The sequence below is a fragment of the Bhargavaea massiliensis genome (assembly GCF_018390575.1).
Classification (GTDB): Bacteria; Bacillota; Bacilli; order Bacillales_A; family Planococcaceae; genus Bhargavaea; species Bhargavaea massiliensis.
Map to the genome: position 1 here is coordinate 132177 of NZ_JAHBCJ010000003.1, position 17965 is coordinate 150141.

Sequence of the window (17965 nt, forward strand, 5' to 3'; positions counted from 1 at the left end):
GACTTATTTCTTCAAGTCTTCGAACGTACCAATCAGCTGGTCAAGGTTGAGCTTAATGAGTACTGAGCCTCCTTTTGTGTCGTCCTTGATTGCCTTGGCAACATCATATTCCTGATATAGTTCAACGATTCGCTTGTATGTCTCGTTGTCCTTGTCTTCCGAGTTTGCCGCGATGAGGTTGACGTAAGGGTGGACGTCCTCATTCGTTTCGTCTTCTTTGAAGATCGCGTCCTCAGCTGGGGAGAATCCGGCCTGGCCGGCAATGCCGTTGTTGATGACGGAAGCTGCGACATCCGGAAGCACGCGAGGCGTCTGCTGGGCAGTCATCGGGAGAAGCTCGAGGTCGAGTTTGTTTTCTGTGATCTTGGATGGGTCGTCAAACAGGCCGAAGTCATCCGCGAGTGTGATAAGGCCGGCACTTTCGAGAAGCAGAAGGGCACGCGCCTGGTTAGTTGGGTCATCAGGAATCGCAATTTTGTCTCCTTTCTTCAGTTCGGACACGTCTTTGATTTTCTCGGAGTACAGGCCCATAGGGGCGAAGACAGTGGAACCGATCGGCTCAAGGTCATTACCGCTTTCTTTCACGTACTGGGCCAAAAAGGCGATGTTTTGGAAGGCGTTCAGGTCGATGTCCCCCTCTGCCAGGGCAGAGTTCGGAAGCGTGTAGTCGGCGAATTCAACAAGTTTTATCTCGATGCCCTCCTTCGCGGCTTTTTCTTTGAGAATCGGCCACTGGGCGCCGTCCGAGCCGTTTACGCCGATTTTCACTGTGACGGTTTCACCGTCACCATTTGATGCGCCCGCTCCGCCGCATGCAGCGAGGGCAAGGGAAGCAACCAGGGCAATAGCCAGAATCCAGATTCTTTTCATGATGAAGTCTCCTTTTAGTTGAGATAGGTTTATTTTTCGAACTGTTCTACTTTGATTAGCGGCGCATGATTTTCCGTGACAGCGTGTTCCCGAGCCACTGCGCCAGCTGCACAAGGACAATCAGGATCAGCACGGTGACAATCATGACACTGCCGTCAAACCGCTGGTAGCCGTACGTCATGGCGATGTGGCCGAGGCCTCCGCCGCCGACTGTCCCGGCGACGGCCGAGAAGTCGATCAGGGTGACGGTGACGAACGTCAGGCCCAATACGAGCGGGCCCAATGCCTCGGGAATCAGGACCGTGAAGATGATCCGGAGCGGGCTCGCCCCCATCGCCTGGGCGGCTTCGATCACACCCGGGTCGATGCTGACGAGGTTGTTTTCCACAACGCGTGCAATGGTGAAGCTTGCAACAATCGTCATCGGGAAAATCGCAGCTGCCGTTCCGATTGTCGTGCCGACGACGAGGCGCGTCAGCTGTGAAATGGCGACAAGGAAGATGATGAACGGCACCGGGCGGATGATGTTGATGACGAGGTTCAGCAAATTGAAAACCACTTTGTTTTTCAGAATGTTGCCCTGCCTCGTCACGAAGAGCAGGAGCCCCATGATGATGCCCAAGATCGAACCGAACACCAAGGTTGCGATGACCATGATGATCGTCTGGCCGGTGGATTCAACGATTCGCGGCCAGAAGGTAAGCCAATCAACGCCCAATTTCATTCACCTCCCCGATGTCGGTCAGTGTCGCGATTTCTTCGATGGCGGCCGCAACCTTCGCCGGTTCGCCCAAGAACGAAACAATCAGGTTGCCGAACAGCCGCTCCTGCAGCTCCCTCACCGAACCATAAACGATGTTGAACGTCACGCCGTGCTTTGCGGTCACCTTCGACAGCACTGGCTCGTTGGCAATCGCTCCCTTGAACAGGAGCCGGTACAGCTTGCCGCCGCCGGTTGCGCGCCACTCAGCCAATACTCCGGGGGAAGGGAGGTCCTGCTGGACGGATCGGATAAACCGTCTGGTTGTCTCGTGGCCCGGGTTTGTGAATACATCGAACACGCCGCCGGATTCGATCACTTCGCCGTTCTCCATGACTGCAACCTTCGAGCAGATCGACTGGATGACTTCCATCTCGTGGGTGATCAGGAGAATCGTGATTCCGAGTTCCCGGTTCACCTTTTTCAGCAACCGGAGCACGTCGGCTGTCGTATCCGGGTCAAGTGCTGAGGTCGCCTCGTCACAGATAAGGATATCCGGATTGGTCGCGAGCGCACGGGCGATTCCGACCCGCTGCTTCTGCCCGCCGGAAAGCTGATCCGGATAATCGTTCGCTTTGTCACCCAAGCCGACGAACCGGAGCAGCTCTTCGACACGCACCGCGATTTCGCTCTTCGGAGTGCCGGCGAGCTTTAGCGGATAGGCGACGTTGCCCGCCACCGTCCGCGAGTTGAAGAGATTGAAGTTCTGGAAGATCATCCCGATATTCCGGCGCTGTTTCCGCAACTCCTTCGCCGGCAGTGAGGCGACGTTCACCCCCTGGATCTCGATCGTTCCTTCCGTCGGGCGCTCCAGCAGATTGACGAGCCGCAGCAACGTGCTCTTGCCGGCGCCGCTGAACCCGATAATTCCGTAGATATCGCCTTGCTCAACGGTGAGCGACACATTCTTCACTGCATGCACGTCTCGGTTTCCAAGCCGGAATGTCTTGGACACTTGCTTGAATTCAATCATCCGGCAACCCTCCTGATAGCCAATGCTAGGTGTACAACATATGAAAAAGCCCTCTTTTTCTCATCAACAAGAAAAAGAGGGCCTATGGGGCCATCTCCTTCTCATCTTCCAGATGCTGCAGCATCTGCAGGAATTGGCACGGTGCTCAAACGAGTCCGCTGCCGAGACGTCTCAGGGCCTGTCCCTCAGTCTCTCTTGATAAGAAAGTGATTCTCATATTCGAATTGTTGCAACAATTTAAACTAATACTAAAGTCAAGGAAGCAAAAAGTCAACGTCTTTTTGAAAAATAAAGAAATTTCCCTCTTGGCACCCGGCGCCGAGGTATCCAGCTCACTCACATCCCGCTCGACCGGGGTGTAGAACATGGTGCCATTCTACAGGAGCACGTACAGTCGATCCGGCAGCTCCGGCTGTTCGCCCGACTGCAGATTCAAATAGTACACTTCGATAAAATCCCCCGGAGAGTCGATCATGACGTCATACGAGCGCACCAGGTATGAAGCACACTGGTGATCTCCTTCGAAGCACTCGGCTCCTCTTTGGAAGCACTCGCCCCTTTCTCATGGGGGAAAACCGTTTTGATAAGGAACGCCGGCCGCGGCCGGCGATTGATCTGCCGGGGAAGCCGCTCGCCGGGCAGCGTGGCCGATCGGCAAAGGGCCAGCCGTGGTAATTCCACATCCCCGAAAAATAACCACTCACGAGACAACAGGACATGGCCGGCAAATGAGCAACCAGGTAATCACTCATCCCCGAGAGGTAACCACTCATCCCCGATTGGCAGAATCTCAGTAGGGGGTGAGGCGGGAGTTCCAATTGCGGTCTTCCTCCGTTAAGTGGGGAATTCATCATTCGAGTCACTGGGGTGAGGTTTCGAAGCACTCGCGGAAGATTTGGAAGCACTGGCGCTTCCGATCGAAGCACTCGCCACCGTTTTGGAAGCACTCGCCCATACCAAGGCAAAACCCTTCTGAAGGGAACGCCGGCCACGGCCGGCGATTGATCTGGCAAGTAGCTATTCACAAGGCTGCATGGCCCCCAGCAACCCGAGGTAATCACTCATCCCCGAGAGGTAACCACTCATCCTCGATTGGCAGAATCTCAGTAGGGGGCGAGGTAGGAGTTCCAGTTGTGGCCTTCCTCCGTTAAGTGTGGAATTCATCATTCGATTCACTGGGGCAAGGTTTCGAAGCACTCGCGGGAAATTTGGAGGCACTGGGGCTCCCGTTCGAAGCACTCGCCACCGTTTTGGAAGCACTCGCCCATACCAAGGCAAAACCTTTCTGAAGGGAACGCCGGCCACGGCCGGCGACTGATCTGGCGAAGTAACTATTCAAAAGGCTGCAAGGCCCCCATAGGCAATGAGCCACCCGATGTCATTACTTCCCCCGATTGGCGGAATCTCAGTAGGGGGCGAGGCGGGAGTTCATGCCTTGTTCGTACGGAAAGTTTCGTCATTCGTTTGCTCAGTTTCGTCATTGGGCCGGAAAGTTTCGTCATTCGCACCGGCGAGTAGCGCGAATGACGAAACTGGGGAGCGGAATGACGAAACTAAGTGTGCGAATGGCGAAACCGGAGCGGCGAATGACGAAACCGGTTGCCTCATGTTGCTTTCGTCGGATGCGTGAGCTTGCCGCTGCCAGGATGCCAGATCACCTTCTAAGACAAATAAAGCCACCGGCGCCGCCGGTGGCTTTTCCCTTCATTTCATCTTTTCCATCCATACGTCGTACCCGGCGCCGTTCAGGTGAACGCCGTCGATTGTATACCGCTGATCAAGCTGGCCTTTATCATCCAGAAACGCCGGATGCAGATCGGCGAAACGGACGCCTCTTTCTTCCGCGATCTTTTTGAGGATCCCGTTGTATTTCGCAATCTCTTCGTCACGGATGGAGTTCCCGATCAGGTCATGGTTCACCGGAAGGATGGAAAGCAGCGTCACTTCAGTCTTCCCATGATCGAACGCCTCGATGATTTTCCTTACATTCTTTTCGTACTCCTCCGGCCCGACGCCTTCCATGATGTCGTTGATGCCGACCAGGATGTACGCTTCCTTCGGTTCGCGATCCACGACTTCCTTGATGCGGTGCAGCACATTATAGGACGTGTCGTCGCGGATTCCCCGGTTAATCACGGTTTCGCCGGGGAAATACTCGCCGAACTGTCCGTGGTCGGTCAGGCTGTCGCCAATGAATGCCTTATCGACCGGGGCATTGGCCGGCGCCGCCTCGAACACGGATTTCTGGTTCAGGTAATAGTCGTTGAACGGCTGGTCGGATGTGAGCGTGCGCCACTGCTCCTTGAGGAATCGCTCACCGCCGTTCATTTGAATGTAAAACGCTGCCGCCCCGACCAGCAGCACATTCAGCGCAATCGAAACAATAAGTGCGGTCTTTATAATCTTCATGATGTCATCTCCCTGGTGAGTCAATAATGGCTTTTTACCCGATTTGGCCGGCCGGGAATCAGGGTAGAGAGTAATAAACTTAGAGCGGAAGGAATGAGGCACATGGGCAAGAACCAGCATGTTATCCCGGTGGACGGCGGATGGGCCGTGAAAGCGGAAGGCGAATCGGAGCCGTCCCACACCGTCGGCACCCAGCAGGAAGCGTTTGAAATCGGACGGGACATCGCGAAGAAAGAACGCTCCGAACTGCTGATCCACGGGGAAGACGGGAAAATCCGGGAGCGGAACACCTACGGAAAAGACCCGCATCCGCCGAAAGGATAAGGGACGAACCGGCAGGTAACCACTCACTGCCGAACGGTCCTCACTCATAACCGAAACCAGCCGCCGCTTGCTCCATTGGGAGAAAAGCGGCGGCTTTTTTGATTTGGAAAAACCATTACGTAAGTCCTTCTTTAGAAAATGAAATTAATCAAAAAATATTTCTTAATTAGGTCATAATTCCTCTATCACTTTCATAAATATAGGTATGTAGGGCTTGTTTTGCTCTATTAAACAGTAGTTTACGAGATTAAACCCAACAGATAGCGAAAGGAGGAGGGGTCATGTCGAGACTCAAGGGACTATCGGTTGTGCTGGCTGTGCTTTTAGTCCTGCAGCTGATGGTTCCGGTTTTCGGAAACGCCCAGTCGGATGACGCGGGGCGGATAAAAATCGAAAAAACCTCACAAACCGCGGAGTCGGTCCAATGGCGCGTGACCGTGAACGCGTCCGGCACCGAACATGACGGCATCCAGGCGAAGATCATCTTCGGCGCTGGACTGTCGCCGGCGGGAATCGCCGGAGTTCCGGACGATCAAGTGTCCAACACGGGCGACGGCTACACGGTCCAGCTGCCCGCTGGAAGTGGCGCTTTAGTTATGAATGTAACCGCGAGCGTCACCGACTCCAATCCTGACTTCCATGAAATCAAAGCCGTCGCCGACTACCCGGACGGAACATTCCAGGCAGCCGACCGCGCCGCAGCGATCAAACCGGAGATCAAGGAAGAGGAAAAGCCGGCTGAACAGCCCGCCGAAAAGCAGGCCGCCAAAGCCGAGGAACCAGTGAAAAAGGAAAACGCCGAACCGGCTGCGCAGCCTGAAAAAGAGACTGAACAACCAGCTGAAGAAAAGGAGTCCCCTGCAGAAGAAGTCGCTCCAGCTAAACAACCGGCCCAGGAACCGTCCGGAAACGAAACCGCTCCTGAGCCATCTGCAGATCTCGAAGAGGCAAACCAATCAGAGACACCGGTTAAAGAGGCAGAACCGAAAAAAGAGGATCCAGCCCCTGAAAAAGCACCGGAGAGCAAGAAAGAGCCAGTCGTTATAGAAAAAGAAGCCGTCTTGGGCACCGTGGCGCCGGTTGCTGTGGAGGCGGAAGTACTCGCGCCGATGAATGTGGGTGCTCAGTATTATGATCTCGATCCGAACGCCGTAGTCGTCCCGACCACTCTGGAAGGGGTTTCGACCAACTCACATACGATGCCGCTCCTGATGTGGGTAAATGCCAACACGGTTTATGTGGCAGTCAGATCCACACATGCACTTGACTATATGGAATTGGCTGGGGTCAAGGCGACCAACCCCGATAAGCATGTGGCCATGCAATCAATCTTTATCGATGGAGAAGAGAAAAAACCTGATGTAGGTATTCAAGGAAATACCAAGGATGCGCGGTGGACTGTATACAAGTTTAATGAGGATGTTCTTAACCTGCTGGACAATGCCACCCATAAATTCTTCGTCGATGGAATCGGCAATGGGCATGACGTAGGTGGACAGCTGGTCGTCGACATCCCTAAAATCAATGTCATTGGCAATAAAGTCTGGGTCGGCGGAACCGAACGCCCCGCCATCAAGCTTCAGCTGATGGCTCAGGCAGAAGGCGATGAGCTTCATGTGATGGATACTGGGGTCGTCAATGGAGCTGAGAAGGATGCTTGGACATTTAAATGGAACCAGGTGCCTGCATACAGCCCTATCGGAAAGTTATACACCTATACCATCGACGAAGCATCCGTCCCGCCCAATTATGAAAAAACACTAGATGGCTTGACCGTCACAAACACGTACAATCCCGCCCAGCTGACGATCAAGGTCAATAAGGCCTGGATCGGGCCTGAAGGCGGGCCAGTCACAATCAAACTCATTGCCAACGGAGCGGATACCGGCAAGACACTCACGCTTGATCCACAGAACAACTGGACCGGATCGTTCTCCGTGAACAAGTTGCACGACAAAACCGGAGAACCCATCACCTACACGGTCAAAGAAGTGCCGGTGCCGGGATACACCACCCAACTGAGCGGATCAGTAGATAAAGGGTTCACATTCACGAATACGCATAGCGGCACGATCGACATCAAGGTAGACAAAAAATGGATTGGACCGGCAGCGGAGTCGGTGACGGTCAACCTCCTGGCAGACGGCACTCCGACGGGGAAGAGTCTCGTTCTTAATGAAGAGAATGGCTGGGGAAGCACTTTCGAAGGACTTCGGAAGTATGACGCAAAAACCGGAGCGGAGATCGTCTACACGGTGAAAGAAGTCCCGGTACCTGGGTATTCCTCGGACATCAGTGGAACTGCCGATACCGGCTTCACGATCGTGAACACAAACGATGCGGTGACGAGCGTCGATGTCCGCAAAGAATGGGTCGGGCCTGAAGCGGGACCGGTGACAATCGAGCTTCTTGCAGACGGTGAGGAGACCGGAATAACCGTCATCCTGAGCGGAGAAAACAACTGGTCGGGAACCTTCGCCGACCTCCGCAAATACGATGCCAAAACCGGAAAGGCAATCAGCTACACCGTGACCGAACCGGAAGTGCCGGAGCAGTACGAGGTTTCCTACAGCATCGGCGCAAACGGGGAGTTCATCGTCACGAACACCGCGCGAACGGGCTCGCTCACCGTCACGAAAGTCGATGAACGTGGAGACCCGCTCGCCGGAGCCGAGTTCGAGCTCCGGGATACGGACGGAAACCTCATCGGCACCGGAACGAGCGGGGCAGACGGAAAGATTTTCTTCGGGAATCTGGACTGGGGCAGTTACCTGCTCGTTGAAACAAAGGCGCCGGAAGGCTACCGGCTCCTGACAAAACCGATCGAGATCAAAATCGGCGCAGACCGATTGGATATCAAAGAGACGGTCAAAAACACCCCGACGGACTGGGGACTCCCGGCCACCGGCGGATTCGGCACGATTCCGTTCTACATGGTGGGCGTCATGATGATGGCAGCGGCGGTGTTCACGCTGCGGAAGAAAAAGAGAATGTACGAGTGAGAGGAGAATGGAAATGAAACAACGAAAAAAATCGCTCCGAATCTGGTCGGCGCTGCTGCTGTTCTTGGCGCTGCTGATTCCTCAGATGGCGTTTGCCTACACGACGACGGGGTCTGCGGACAACCCGAGCCTGACCATCCATAAATTCGAGCAGGAGCCGGATGAAAGGAGTGGCGGAGAAGCAAATGGCGACGCTGGGCAGGAAGCTGAGGGCGAACCTGTTGAGGGTGTGGAGTTCACTCTGAAACAAACCCACAGCTATAACCCTGAAAACGACACATGGACAGAGAAGAGTGGCGCTGAAATCAAAGGAACGACAGGCGCTGACGGAACTGTCACTTTTACGAAGGCGAACAGCCTTGAGCTCGGCCGATATAAAGTGAAAGAGACGAACGGTCCCGATCACATTATCCTGAACCCGGATACGTTCTACGTCGACATCCCGATGACGAACAAGGAAGGGAATGCGCTCAACTACAACGTCCACATCTACCCGAAAAACGAAACGATCCGCTCGGATGTAAAGCTGAAGAAAGTTAATGAGAAGGGTGAGCCGCTGGCAGGCGTCACGTTCAAGCTCTATAACGCAGATGACACGGAAGCCTTGGACAACAAAGGTAACCCAATTCCGGCACGCACGACAGAAGATGATGGCCTGATTCATGTTACGGGCCTTGCAGCCGGTAGTTACTATTTCAAGGAAACGGGAGTGCCTTACGGATACGCGTTGAACGAGACTAAAATCGGATTCACCGTTCAAAAACCAAATAAACATAGCCAGGATATTGAAGTCGTCTGGAATAACGTCGCCCGGTTTGCGGAAAATGGAACCGTCACCAACTATGCGATCCCGACGGTCGACAAGGACGCCAATGACGAGAAAGAGCTCGACTTCGACCGTGACAAGGAGTTCAACTATAACATCACGATCATTGCACCTGAGAACATCGACCAGTATAAAGCGCTCATCGTAACCGACGAACTCGACAGCCGCTTGGAGTTTATGGGTAAGTGGTCGGTGGAGGGTGCATCCAAAGATGCCTTCACATTCTCCCAGGAAGGCCAGACGCTCAAGTGGACTGCGGTTCCTTCCAAACTGACCGGAGGTAAGATTAAAATCACCTTCAACGCAAAAATCAAGCCGGATGCCATTGCTGAAACCGGCATTGAGAACACAGCGAAGCTCGACTTCGACAACAACTTCGGCTGGTCCACCATTGACGGGCCGGCAAAGCCTGAAGAACCGGAAACTCCGCCGGTCGTCACACCGACACAGGGGAACCTGAACGTGCTCAAGATTGACGCGGCAGACGGTAAGAAATTGTCCGGAGCGGAATTCAAGCTCACTTCGGATAAAGACGGCAAAAACATCATCGATACTTCCGCAATGGGCGATGTTGTCCAATGGAACGATAAAACTTACAATGGCCTACTTGAGAAACTAACGACACGTGCAGACGGAACGTTCGATATCACGGGCCTCACGCCGGGCACCTACTATCTGCATGAGACAAAGGCGCCGACGTACACGGATGGCGAAGGAAAGCTTAAGTCCTACCGCCTCCTGACAAAAGCGATTGAAATTAAAATCGTGGACGATGAGACAGCAAAAGCTGAGGTCAAAAACTCCAAGTCCGCCTGGGTCCTCCCGACAACCGGCGGTCTCGGAACGACGCTCTTCACGGGAGTCGGCCTCATGCTCATGATGAGCGCATCCGTGCTCTTTATGCGCCGGCGCCAAACAGAGACGAAAGAAGACTAATGAAAGAGGGGGAGAATTCGTTTCTCCCCTGTTTGTTTTTATTGAAGGCCGGTCCACGGGTGGACGGGTGTTCAATGGAAATGAGCGTATGGGATGGGGGAGCCGCATGAAGAGAAAGATGGTGCTGATCGTGATATTTCTGATCGGGCTGGGGGTGTTTGCCTATCCGATCGTCTCCAACCTGTTTTCCACTCAGGTCCACCAGTCTGTCGTCCGCGAGTATGACAAGACGGTCAAGGGCATGACTGCTGAGGAGATCCGGCTGGAAAAGGAAAAGGCGGACCGGCATAACGAGGAACTGGCCGGAATGGATCACGAGTTCATCGACCCGTTTGCCGAAGGGGCGGGGTCCGGGGAGGAGGAAGAAAGCCGGAGCTACTACGATGCGCTGAACATCGGGCCGGCGATCGGCTCCGTTGAGATACCAAAGATCGACGCCGATCTGCCCATCTACCACGGCACGAGCGAGGAAGTGCTGTCGCAGGGAGTCGGCCACCTCGAGCAGTCGTCGCTTCCGACCGGCAAGCCCGGCACCCACAGCGTGCTCACGGCGCACCGGGGGTTGCCGACGGCGAAGATGTTCCGCCATCTGGACCGGCTGGAAATCGGCGATCCATTTTACGTGAAGGTGCTCGATGAAACGATGGCGTACGAAGTGCAGCACATCGACGCAGTTCTTCCCAATGAAACCGGCTGGCTGCAGATGAAGGAAGGGGAAGAGCTCGTCACGCTCCTGACGTGCGACCCGTACATGATCAACACCCACCGGCTGCTCGTCACCGGCAAGCGCGTTCCGTTTGAGCCGGAAGACGAGGCGGAGAGCGCGGCGGTGGAAGAAAAGCGGCAGTGGATTCCCTACGTGCTGGCCGCGCTCATTCTCGGCTTCATCCTCTATCTGATCCGAAAGAAGGTGGCGAAACGTGAGGAAGTATAAAGGAATCATCTTGCTGTTCGCCGCCGGGCTTCTGATCATGGCCTACCCGCACATCGCCCAACTGGTCAATCGAGAACTGCAGCACCAGCAGGCGGAGGATTTCAGGACGGTCCTGGACGGCATGTCGGATTCGGACATCACCGAACTGATGGAACGCGCCAGGCGATATAATGAAGAAATCCATGAAGACCTCGACGGCCTGCGGGATCCGTGGGGGGACCAGCAGGCACTGATGGTTTCCTACAATGAAACGATGGGGTTTGGGGACGGGGACGCATTCGGTGCACTTGAAATCCCAAAGCTCAATCTCCATGCCCCGATCTACCTGGGCTCATCGGAAACGGTCCTCAGCAAAGGGGTCGGCCAAGTCGAAGGCTCCTCGCTCCCGCTCGGAGGCACGAGCACCCACACGGTACTCGCCGGCCACCGCGGCATGTGGACGAAAACGATGTTCCGCCACCTCGACCAGCTCCGGCCCGGCGACGTCTTCTACGTCCATACGATCGACGGCAAACTCACCTACCGGGTGACTTCCCAGCAAGTGATCTATCCGGACGAGACCGACTCCCTCGAAATCCAGGAAGGAAAAGACCTCGCCACCCTCCTTACTTGTCATCCGTATCCGCAGAACTATCAGAGGTTGCTGGTGCATGCGGAGCGGGAGGAGTAGGGGGAGGTAACCACTCATAGTGGCGGGGTAATCACTCGCCGGTGAGTGACAGATCCTATGTAGAGGGAGAGGCTGTCTGGGCGAGTGTGATCAAGGGCGGAGTGGGAGGCTTTACGGAGGTAATCACTCACCTGTCGTAGGTAACCACTCGCTGGAAAATACAAGAATCCTAGATTAATGCCGGTTTGACATCGGACCGGAACCTCTTTATCATGACATAGCTAACGAAGTAACGGTTAAGACCGCCAGCCCACACTCCAAAGTGGGATTCGGATGGCGCTCTTATGGGAATATCATCAGGAAGATCAACTGAAGGAGTGGTTGTGATGGCTCAGAGTCAGCATGTGATTCCGGTGGACGGGAAATGGGCGATTCGGGGGGAAGGCGAGCCGGAGCCGTTTTGTTTTGTCCAGACACAGGAAGAGGCCGTCAAGATCGCGGAGGATATTGCCATGCGTGAGGAATCGGAGATGCTGATTCACGATGAGGACGGCCGGATTCTGGAGCGGAATATATATGAGAAGGTTACACGAGAGTAGGAACAGGGCTGTCAGGCGACAGCCCTGTTTTATTTTCTTGCGGTTCTCCGCGGCTTGGAGAACTTCTTCACTGCGAGCATCAGAAGGAAGAGGAAGACGAAAATGATGATGTAGGAGGCGATCAGCGTAATGGTTGCACTCACGGCGCCGTCTGCGAACATTTCTGAGAAATAAGAGGGGTTGTTCAGCACTTTGGTGATGCTTTTCAAGACGAGGATGGCTGCTGCTGCGATCAGCGCTTCCCTGAATGTATCTTTGATCATCTGCTTGCACCTGCTTTCGAATGTATAGAACTATTAAACACCATTTTTCTGGGAGATGGAAGATGGTTTGGTAATCACTGGAGTGCTGGGGGTAACCACTCATGCGCCAACTGCTAAATTTTAATTTTGGGAAGGGTATGTTCCTACATCGGCTAGGGTTCGCCAGCTTTCAGCCCCTTGAAGATTGGAATTCGGGCCAAAATACGGCCCCAAAATTGAAAAATGAAGATTCGTCAACCTGACGCTTTGCCTGCTATGGTGATTCCGAGAGGGGGAATCATCATAAAAGTCATCCGACGTTATCCGATTTACTTGTATGCGCTGGAGCGGGCTGTTGAGCGGGTCAAAATGCCGGAGCTGAATGAGGTGAGAGAGGAGTTGTACCGCCAGCAGGCGGGCTATCTAGGGGAGATTGCGTCGGACAAGTATGTGCGGCGCACGCGGATTCCGGGAATCGTGTTCACGGATATTCAGATTGAAGCTGCACCCGGTGAATTCATTCAGATTGACACGCTCATCCTGACGCAGCGAGCGATCTGGGTAATCGAGGCGAAGAAATATAAGGGCGCACTTCGGTACCTCCATGCGCCTAAACGGATCGAGCGGAAGGAGCGGGACGGGTCCGTCATGGTCTTTACGTGCCCGATCGTGCAGCTTGAGAGCCAGATGCATGCGCTGAAGGGGTGGCTTGATGCACAGGGAATCGACCTGCCGGTCTTCGGCACGGTCGCGTTCGCTTCAACGAACCGGTGGGAAGGGCTGCCGGAAGAAGCTCCAATCATTCCGGTCAGGGAGATTCCGGCTTATCTGGAGCGAGCATACCGGGAATTAGATGACCGTCTGACGCCGGAGACATTCGTCCAACTTGCCGAAAAGCTTGGTCTCCAGCGAAATATGATTGTCTGGGAACCCGTATGCAAGCGTCTTGGCATCAACGCGAACCGCCTGAAGCGTGGATTTCTCTGTCCGGAATGCCACAGCCAGTTGACTCGCGCAACCGAGCGCACCGGCCACTGCAAAAACTGTGACCAAAACGTTAAGACGGATTATGGCCTGCTGATTCTCGACTGGTTTTTGCTGATCCACCCGACGCTCAATAATGCCCAACTACGGGCATTCGCCAAGCTCAAGACGAAACAAGCTGCAAGCCGGATCCTTAATCGGTATGAACTGCTCATTATCGGGGCTTCTACTGGGACTGCTTACACGTTGAATCTCTATACCGACCTGGATGGACTGGAGATCAGGAAGGGGAAGCCGGGTAGAGAGAGGGTTGAGGAGGTAATCACTCACCTACGGTAGGTAACCACTCACGCTGCCGCCGTCATCACTCACCAGCTTGCCTATCTAATGGGAAGGTACCCGCGCGGGGATGACTAGGGGACCGTGAAGTCGCTGAGACGGAATTTCAAGCCACTCGTCAAAGATTTGGAAGCACCCATGTCCCCGTTCGAAGCACTCACCTCGGTATTGAAAGCACTGGATAAAATCCGGCTCAAACGACGGGGCATTACAGATAGCCGCGCCCTCGCGTTGCGGAGGCGACCACTCGTCTTGCGCATGGCTATTGAGGTTATGATGGTATTGACGCAGCGCAGCGCGGGGAACCACTCACACTGCCGCCGTCATCACTCGCAACTGACTATGTGTCTGCGGGTATAAGATGTCACTCTATTGGCCAAGCTCTCTATATACAAGTATAGGGGAGGGGTCATGATGGGGCAGAATTTGTTGGAGATTACGGAGGCGCAGTTTTATTTTTTGGCGGTGGAGTGGATGGAGACGTATCGTTCCAAGCCGGTTGACAGGGAAGGGGCTCTCCGTGAGCGGTTTCAGAGTATGACGACTTCTGAATTGATCAAGTTGTATGGGAGTGCGGGGCCTGATTTGGTGAAGAACGCGGTCCGGGAAGAGCTTGGTCAACGAAACATTCATCTTTCAGAGTAGGCTTCCGGCCGGCCCGGAGGTCTTTTTCTATGCCCGGGAACCTGGCGCTACTCCATTCCGTCCAATTAGTGAAACCGCCATGCTACCAATTTTTTCACATTTTATAGAGCCTTTTTCCTTAACATCGATTATAATGTTAACAATGTTTACACTTTACTATCAGAAAGACAGGGGAATGAGAAATGGAAGAAAAGAAAAGACGGCGCCGGAAAAAGCAGAAGCGCCGGATCTGGCCTTGGATTGTCGGGCCGATTGTTCTGATTCTGGCTGTGGTCGGTGTGTATGCGGCGATGGTATATAAAGATTTCAAGGATACGCTTGATACGGTGCACGAGCCGATCGAGCGCGAGGCATCGGACAAGCGTGAGAAACCGGTAAGCCTGACCGATCAGGAGCCGTTTTCTGTACTCGTTCTCGGTGTCGATGAGAGGGAAGGGGACCGCGGCCGCTCTGACACGATGATTGTTCTGACTGTGAATCCTCAGGATAAGACGACAAAGATGGTCAGCATCCCGCGTGATACATACACGGAGATCGTCGGCAGGGGCACGAAGGACAAGCTGAACCACGCCTATGCGTTTGGCGGCATCGAAATGGCGATGGACAGCATGGAAAACCTGCTTGATATCCCGATTGACTATGTGGTCCAAGTGAATATGGAAAGCTTCAAGGACATTGTTGACGCGGTCGGCGGCGTCACCGTACAAAATAACCTCGCATTCTCGTCGGGACAGTACACCTTCCCGGAAGGGCCGGTTGAACTGAACGGGGAAGAGGCGCTGGCGTACGTACGGATGCGGAAACAGGATCCGAACGGCGACTTTGGCCGTCAGGACCGCCAGAAAGATGTCATCATGGGCGTCATCAAGAAAGGGGCTTCCGCCAACAGCCTCCTGAACTACCAAAGCATCTTCGGAGCGGTCGGCAAGAACATCCGAACGAACATGACACTTGATGAGATGCTCGGCCTGCAGGACTATCGCGGTGCCATCGGTCAGGTGGACCAGCTGTATGTGGAAAAAGGCCAAGGCCAGACGATCAATGGCGTCTGGTACTACATGATGAATGATGAAGAACTTAATACCATCTCGTCTGAACTCAAACAGCATTTGGAAATCGAATAAACCAATGGACCGGCCACCGCTATAGGAGGCCGGTCCGGTTTTTGGGACGTCATCAGGAAGGGAATGAGTATGTCCAATAACCCGAAAATGAGTGAAAGCCCCGAACTAAACAGTACAAACCCAAATGAAACTCCGATAACCGATCCTTCGTCCGAGCGGTGCAAAAGGAAACTGGCCATCGATCCATTCATTATCTTGCTGTTCGCTTTGATTATGCTCCAGACGTTCGGCATGTTCAGTTCGTCTTTCCTGATCGGTACAGTAATGGTCGGCGGGCTGTTGTTTTTGCTGAAGCCGATGGCGGAGGCTGCGCCGGACCGGCCATTTGTTGCCCGGGCGGAAGTGCCGCTGATCCTGCTGTTTGCCTGGGGGTATATCAGCACACTGATCGCGGCTGATCCGGAGTTTTCACTGCAATATTACCTCAAGATCCTCTTCCCGACATTGGCGCTTCTGTTGGCAGTGCTCTACGCCCGCCGTCCGAAGCTGTTGCTGACCGCCGTCATGGCGATCCTCGCCGCAGCGGGCACTGCACATGCGCTGTACACGCTCGTTGGTTGGGCATTTGGTGACCGGACGGTAGAGGCGGGGCGCTGGTTGGCTGTGGAAGTCGGGTCAATTGTGATGGATCAGCGCCATATGGGACCACGGCTCACGGGCTTGACGCACAATCCGAATACACTCGGCATCTGGGTGTTCTTCGCACTGCTGGCTCTGCTTTATCTTAAGCGGGAGCGTGTTGTCAGAACCTGGCTGTTCGTTACTGCGGTAATTCTAAATGCTGGAGTGTTACTCCTTACGGAGTCAAGAGGATCGATGGTTGCGCTTGCCGCGTCCGTCGTGTTTTATCTGGCGTTGACGAAAGGGGCTCCGCAAAGGCCGAAGCTTTGGAAAAACCGATTGCTGATTTCTATCATCCCGCTTGGAGCTGTGCTGCTTGTCGGATGGTCGGCTGCGGAGCGGGTGTCGACCAGGGTCGGCAGCGGACTTAACGGGCGGGAGACTGCATGGTCATATATCCTTCAGGTTGCACAGGAGCATCCTGTGATTGGCACTGGATTTGGTATGTCGGGCACAGTCCTGAAAGAGGCGGGCATCGGAATCGGGCCGCACAGTTTCTATCTAAAGCTGCTTGCGGAAACCGGCTTTGTTGGTCTGCATCTGTTTTTTCTGTTCCTTGGCATGCTAGCCGTTTTGGTTGTATGGCGACTGCGGAGCGGTGAAGAGCCTTCTGCTGTGCTGTTCATTGCTGCATTCCTTGTCGCCCTGTTGACGCACCAAATTGTCGAGGACCAGTTGTTCAGAGTCCATCCAATCCATTACTTGTTCATCTTCTTGACTGCGCTCCTCCTTAGGGGATTCGATACCAGATCAGCTGGATGACGAGTGGTTACCTATGTAACACGAGTGATTACCTAAAAGAAGCTGCCGCCCGAGACAAACGGGTGGCAGCTTCTTTTTCATATCAAGATGCGATAAAGTACTCCTTCAAACTGTTAGCCCAAGCCTCGACGCCTTTGTCGGTCGGCTCATACTCATCATCCACATAGTCAAGAATATCTTCCGAGTCCACGTCCGGCCACTGATCCCAGTGATCGATAAACGGGATGTCCCTTGCCTCTACAAACTCCCGAAGAGCATTGATTTGGGTCATGTAGTAATTGGGCTGATGGATTGGCTGTGGCGGTGTGATAAAGAAGGTGGCATCTTTGACTTCCTCAACAACACGGCCTCGCAATTCAAGGGCATCTTCCCGTTCGTCATCAATGGTGACAAGGCCATTGTTGGAGAGCGTAAACGGCTCGTAGACAACCAGGTCATACCCTTTGTCCCAGTCAATCTCGCCGACTCCTTTGCTCAGGAAGGTATCCGATGTCCCGGCGAACGTCAGGACATCAGTTTCGATCCAACCTCCATATGCCTCACCCAGCGCGTCAGCCAGCTGATTGGCCGGTGCTTCGAATGAGCTGCTTCCGACAGCGAGCAACTGGACCGGCTCGCCGGCATCTAAACGGCTCATGAGCATCTCAACCGTGCTTTCCGGCAGGTTGGCTGTCAGACTTGAGAGTTCCTCCCCTGACGGAGCCGCCACTTTCTCTGCGGGTTTTTCTTTTTCAGGATCCGCAGCCTGGCCAGCAGTTTTCTTTGCCGCTTGCTCTTGCTTGATCGGCCGGTTTGCCGGTTCGGCGGCTGCTTCTTCAACTTTTGCATTCCAGGACAGGTAGCTGATTGCGAGAACTAAGACACAGGCAATCAGAACCAGCACGGTGGCAAGTCCTTTCTTCATAAAAGCTGGATCCTCCTTTCGCCAATTTGTTAACAGAATGTAAAAAAGCATGAGTTCTATAACATTTTAGCAGATAGGTGAAATTATTGTCACAATTTGTG

16 protein-coding genes and 1 riboswitch are annotated in these 17965 nt (G+C 54.0%); of the genes, 10 read left to right on the forward strand and 6 right to left on the reverse strand.

What is annotated here, in order from left to right; translation table 11 throughout:
• Nucleotides 1-3 precede the first annotated feature (3 nt).
• The 4 genes from KHA84_RS05560 to KHA84_RS05575 all read right to left on the reverse strand — a co-directional run bounded on the left by KHA84_RS05560 (nt 4) and on the right by KHA84_RS05575 (nt 5012).
• Nucleotides 4-870: a MetQ/NlpA family ABC transporter substrate-binding protein gene (locus KHA84_RS05560; protein ID WP_213422544.1), complete on the reverse strand. Its 867-nt coding sequence runs from the start codon at nt 868-870 to the stop codon at nt 4-6.
• Between the two features lie 55 nt (nt 871-925).
• Complete coding sequence (locus KHA84_RS05565) at nt 926-1588, reverse strand: methionine ABC transporter permease (protein WP_213422545.1); 663 nt, start codon at nt 1586-1588, stop codon at nt 926-928.
• Nucleotides 1578-2603 carry a methionine ABC transporter ATP-binding protein gene (locus tag KHA84_RS05570; RefSeq protein WP_213422546.1) on the reverse strand — a complete coding sequence of 342 codons (1026 nt, stop codon included), beginning with the start codon at nt 2601-2603 and terminating at the stop codon, nt 1578-1580. The genes KHA84_RS05565 and KHA84_RS05570 overlap by 11 nt, the downstream gene beginning before the upstream one ends.
• A gap of 98 nt (nt 2604-2701) precedes the next feature.
• Nucleotides 2702-2808, reverse strand: a riboswitch (SAM riboswitch).
• A gap of 1499 nt (nt 2809-4307) precedes the next feature.
• Nucleotides 4308-5012, reverse strand: a complete 705-nt coding sequence (locus KHA84_RS05575; protein WP_236823135.1) for a GDSL-type esterase/lipase family protein — start codon at nt 5010-5012, stop codon at nt 4308-4310.
• A gap of 102 nt (nt 5013-5114) precedes the next feature.
• On the opposite strand from KHA84_RS05575, the gene KHA84_RS05580 reads away from it, so the two are divergent.
• The 6 genes from KHA84_RS05580 to KHA84_RS05605 all read left to right on the forward strand — a co-directional run bounded on the left by KHA84_RS05580 (nt 5115) and on the right by KHA84_RS05605 (nt 12243).
• Entirely contained in the window at nt 5115-5336 is a 222-nt protein-coding gene (locus KHA84_RS05580) for a DUF2188 domain-containing protein (RefSeq protein ID WP_213422547.1), read from the forward strand.
• Between the two features lie 281 nt (nt 5337-5617).
• Nucleotides 5618-8338: a Cna B-type domain-containing protein gene (locus KHA84_RS05585; RefSeq protein WP_213422548.1), complete on the forward strand. Its 2721-nt coding sequence runs from the start codon at nt 5618-5620 to the stop codon at nt 8336-8338.
• A gap of 13 nt (nt 8339-8351) precedes the next feature.
• Nucleotides 8352-10100: a SpaA isopeptide-forming pilin-related protein gene (locus KHA84_RS05590; protein WP_213422549.1), complete on the forward strand. Its 1749-nt coding sequence runs from the start codon at nt 8352-8354 to the stop codon at nt 10098-10100.
• Nucleotides 10101-10206: 106 nt separating this feature from the next.
• Entirely contained in the window at nt 10207-11034 is an 828-nt protein-coding gene (locus tag KHA84_RS05595; RefSeq protein WP_213422550.1) for a class C sortase, read from the forward strand.
• Nucleotides 11021-11704, forward strand: coding sequence for a class C sortase (locus KHA84_RS05600; protein WP_213422551.1), 684 nt, complete (start codon nt 11021-11023; stop codon nt 11702-11704). Before KHA84_RS05595 ends, KHA84_RS05600 begins: the two co-directional genes overlap by 14 nt.
• A 326-nt stretch (nt 11705-12030) precedes the next feature.
• Entirely contained in the window at nt 12031-12243 is a 213-nt protein-coding gene (locus KHA84_RS05605; protein ID WP_213422552.1) for a DUF2188 domain-containing protein, read from the forward strand.
• A 29-nt stretch (nt 12244-12272) separates the two neighbouring features.
• Here the strand turns inward: KHA84_RS05605 and KHA84_RS05610 are convergent, their stop codons facing one another.
• Nucleotides 12273-12506, reverse strand: a complete 234-nt coding sequence (locus tag KHA84_RS05610; protein ID WP_213422553.1) for a hypothetical protein — start codon at nt 12504-12506, stop codon at nt 12273-12275.
• Nucleotides 12507-12728: 222 nt separating this feature from the next.
• On the opposite strand from KHA84_RS05610, the gene KHA84_RS05615 reads away from it, so the two are divergent.
• From KHA84_RS05615 to KHA84_RS05630, 4 genes are all read left to right on the forward strand, one after another.
• Nucleotides 12729-13808 carry a nuclease-related domain-containing protein gene (locus tag KHA84_RS05615; protein ID WP_213422554.1) on the forward strand — a complete coding sequence of 360 codons (1080 nt, stop codon included), beginning with the start codon at nt 12729-12731 and terminating at the stop codon, nt 13806-13808.
• Between the two features lie 414 nt (nt 13809-14222).
• Nucleotides 14223-14453, forward strand: coding sequence for a hypothetical protein (locus KHA84_RS05620; protein WP_213422555.1), 231 nt, complete (start codon nt 14223-14225; stop codon nt 14451-14453).
• Between the two features lie 182 nt (nt 14454-14635).
• Nucleotides 14636-15577 (forward strand): LCP family glycopolymer transferase, encoded by a 942-nt coding sequence (locus KHA84_RS05625; RefSeq protein WP_213422556.1) that lies wholly within the window; start codon nt 14636-14638, stop codon nt 15575-15577.
• Nucleotides 15578-15646: 69 nt separating this feature from the next.
• The gene (locus KHA84_RS05630) at nt 15647-16960 is read left to right on the forward strand and encodes an O-antigen ligase family protein (protein WP_213422557.1); all 1314 of its coding nucleotides are present in this window, start codon (nt 15647-15649) and stop codon (nt 16958-16960) included.
• 82 nt (nt 16961-17042) lie between these two features.
• Here KHA84_RS05630 and KHA84_RS05635 read toward each other — a convergent pair whose 3' ends face one another.
• Nucleotides 17043-17864, reverse strand: a complete 822-nt coding sequence (locus KHA84_RS05635; RefSeq protein WP_213422558.1) for an SGNH/GDSL hydrolase family protein — start codon at nt 17862-17864, stop codon at nt 17043-17045.
• Between the last annotated feature and the right edge of the window lie 101 nt (nt 17865-17965).

Coding starts and splice junctions, on each gene's coding strand:
- KHA84_RS05615 (WP_213422554.1), top strand. CDS start 12,729: ATGAAGATTCGTCAACCTGACGCTTTGCCTGCTATGGTGATTCCGAGA.
- KHA84_RS05625 (WP_213422556.1), top strand. CDS start 14,636: ATGGAAGAAAAGAAAAGACGGCGCCGGAAAAAGCAGAAGCGCCGGATC.
- KHA84_RS05620 (WP_213422555.1), top strand. CDS start 14,223: ATGGGGCAGAATTTGTTGGAGATTACGGAGGCGCAGTTTTATTTTTTG.
- KHA84_RS05635 (WP_213422558.1), bottom strand. CDS start 17,864: ATGAAGAAAGGACTTGCCACCGTGCTGGTTCTGATTGCCTGTGTCTTA.
- KHA84_RS05570 (WP_213422546.1), bottom strand. CDS start 2,603: ATGATTGAATTCAAGCAAGTGTCCAAGACATTCCGGCTTGGAAACCGA.
- KHA84_RS05560 (WP_213422544.1), bottom strand. CDS start 870: ATGAAAAGAATCTGGATTCTGGCTATTGCCCTGGTTGCTTCCCTTGCC.
- KHA84_RS05630 (WP_213422557.1), top strand. CDS start 15,647: ATGTCCAATAACCCGAAAATGAGTGAAAGCCCCGAACTAAACAGTACA.
- KHA84_RS05585 (WP_213422548.1), top strand. CDS start 5,618: ATGTCGAGACTCAAGGGACTATCGGTTGTGCTGGCTGTGCTTTTAGTC.
- KHA84_RS05590 (WP_213422549.1), top strand. CDS start 8,352: ATGAAACAACGAAAAAAATCGCTCCGAATCTGGTCGGCGCTGCTGCTG.
- KHA84_RS05580 (WP_213422547.1), top strand. CDS start 5,115: ATGGGCAAGAACCAGCATGTTATCCCGGTGGACGGCGGATGGGCCGTG.
- KHA84_RS05575 (WP_236823135.1), bottom strand. CDS start 5,012: ATGAAGATTATAAAGACCGCACTTATTGTTTCGATTGCGCTGAATGTG.
- KHA84_RS05595 (WP_213422550.1), top strand. CDS start 10,207: ATGAAGAGAAAGATGGTGCTGATCGTGATATTTCTGATCGGGCTGGGG.
- KHA84_RS05610 (WP_213422553.1), bottom strand. CDS start 12,506: ATGATCAAAGATACATTCAGGGAAGCGCTGATCGCAGCAGCAGCCATC.
- KHA84_RS05605 (WP_213422552.1), top strand. CDS start 12,031: ATGGCTCAGAGTCAGCATGTGATTCCGGTGGACGGGAAATGGGCGATT.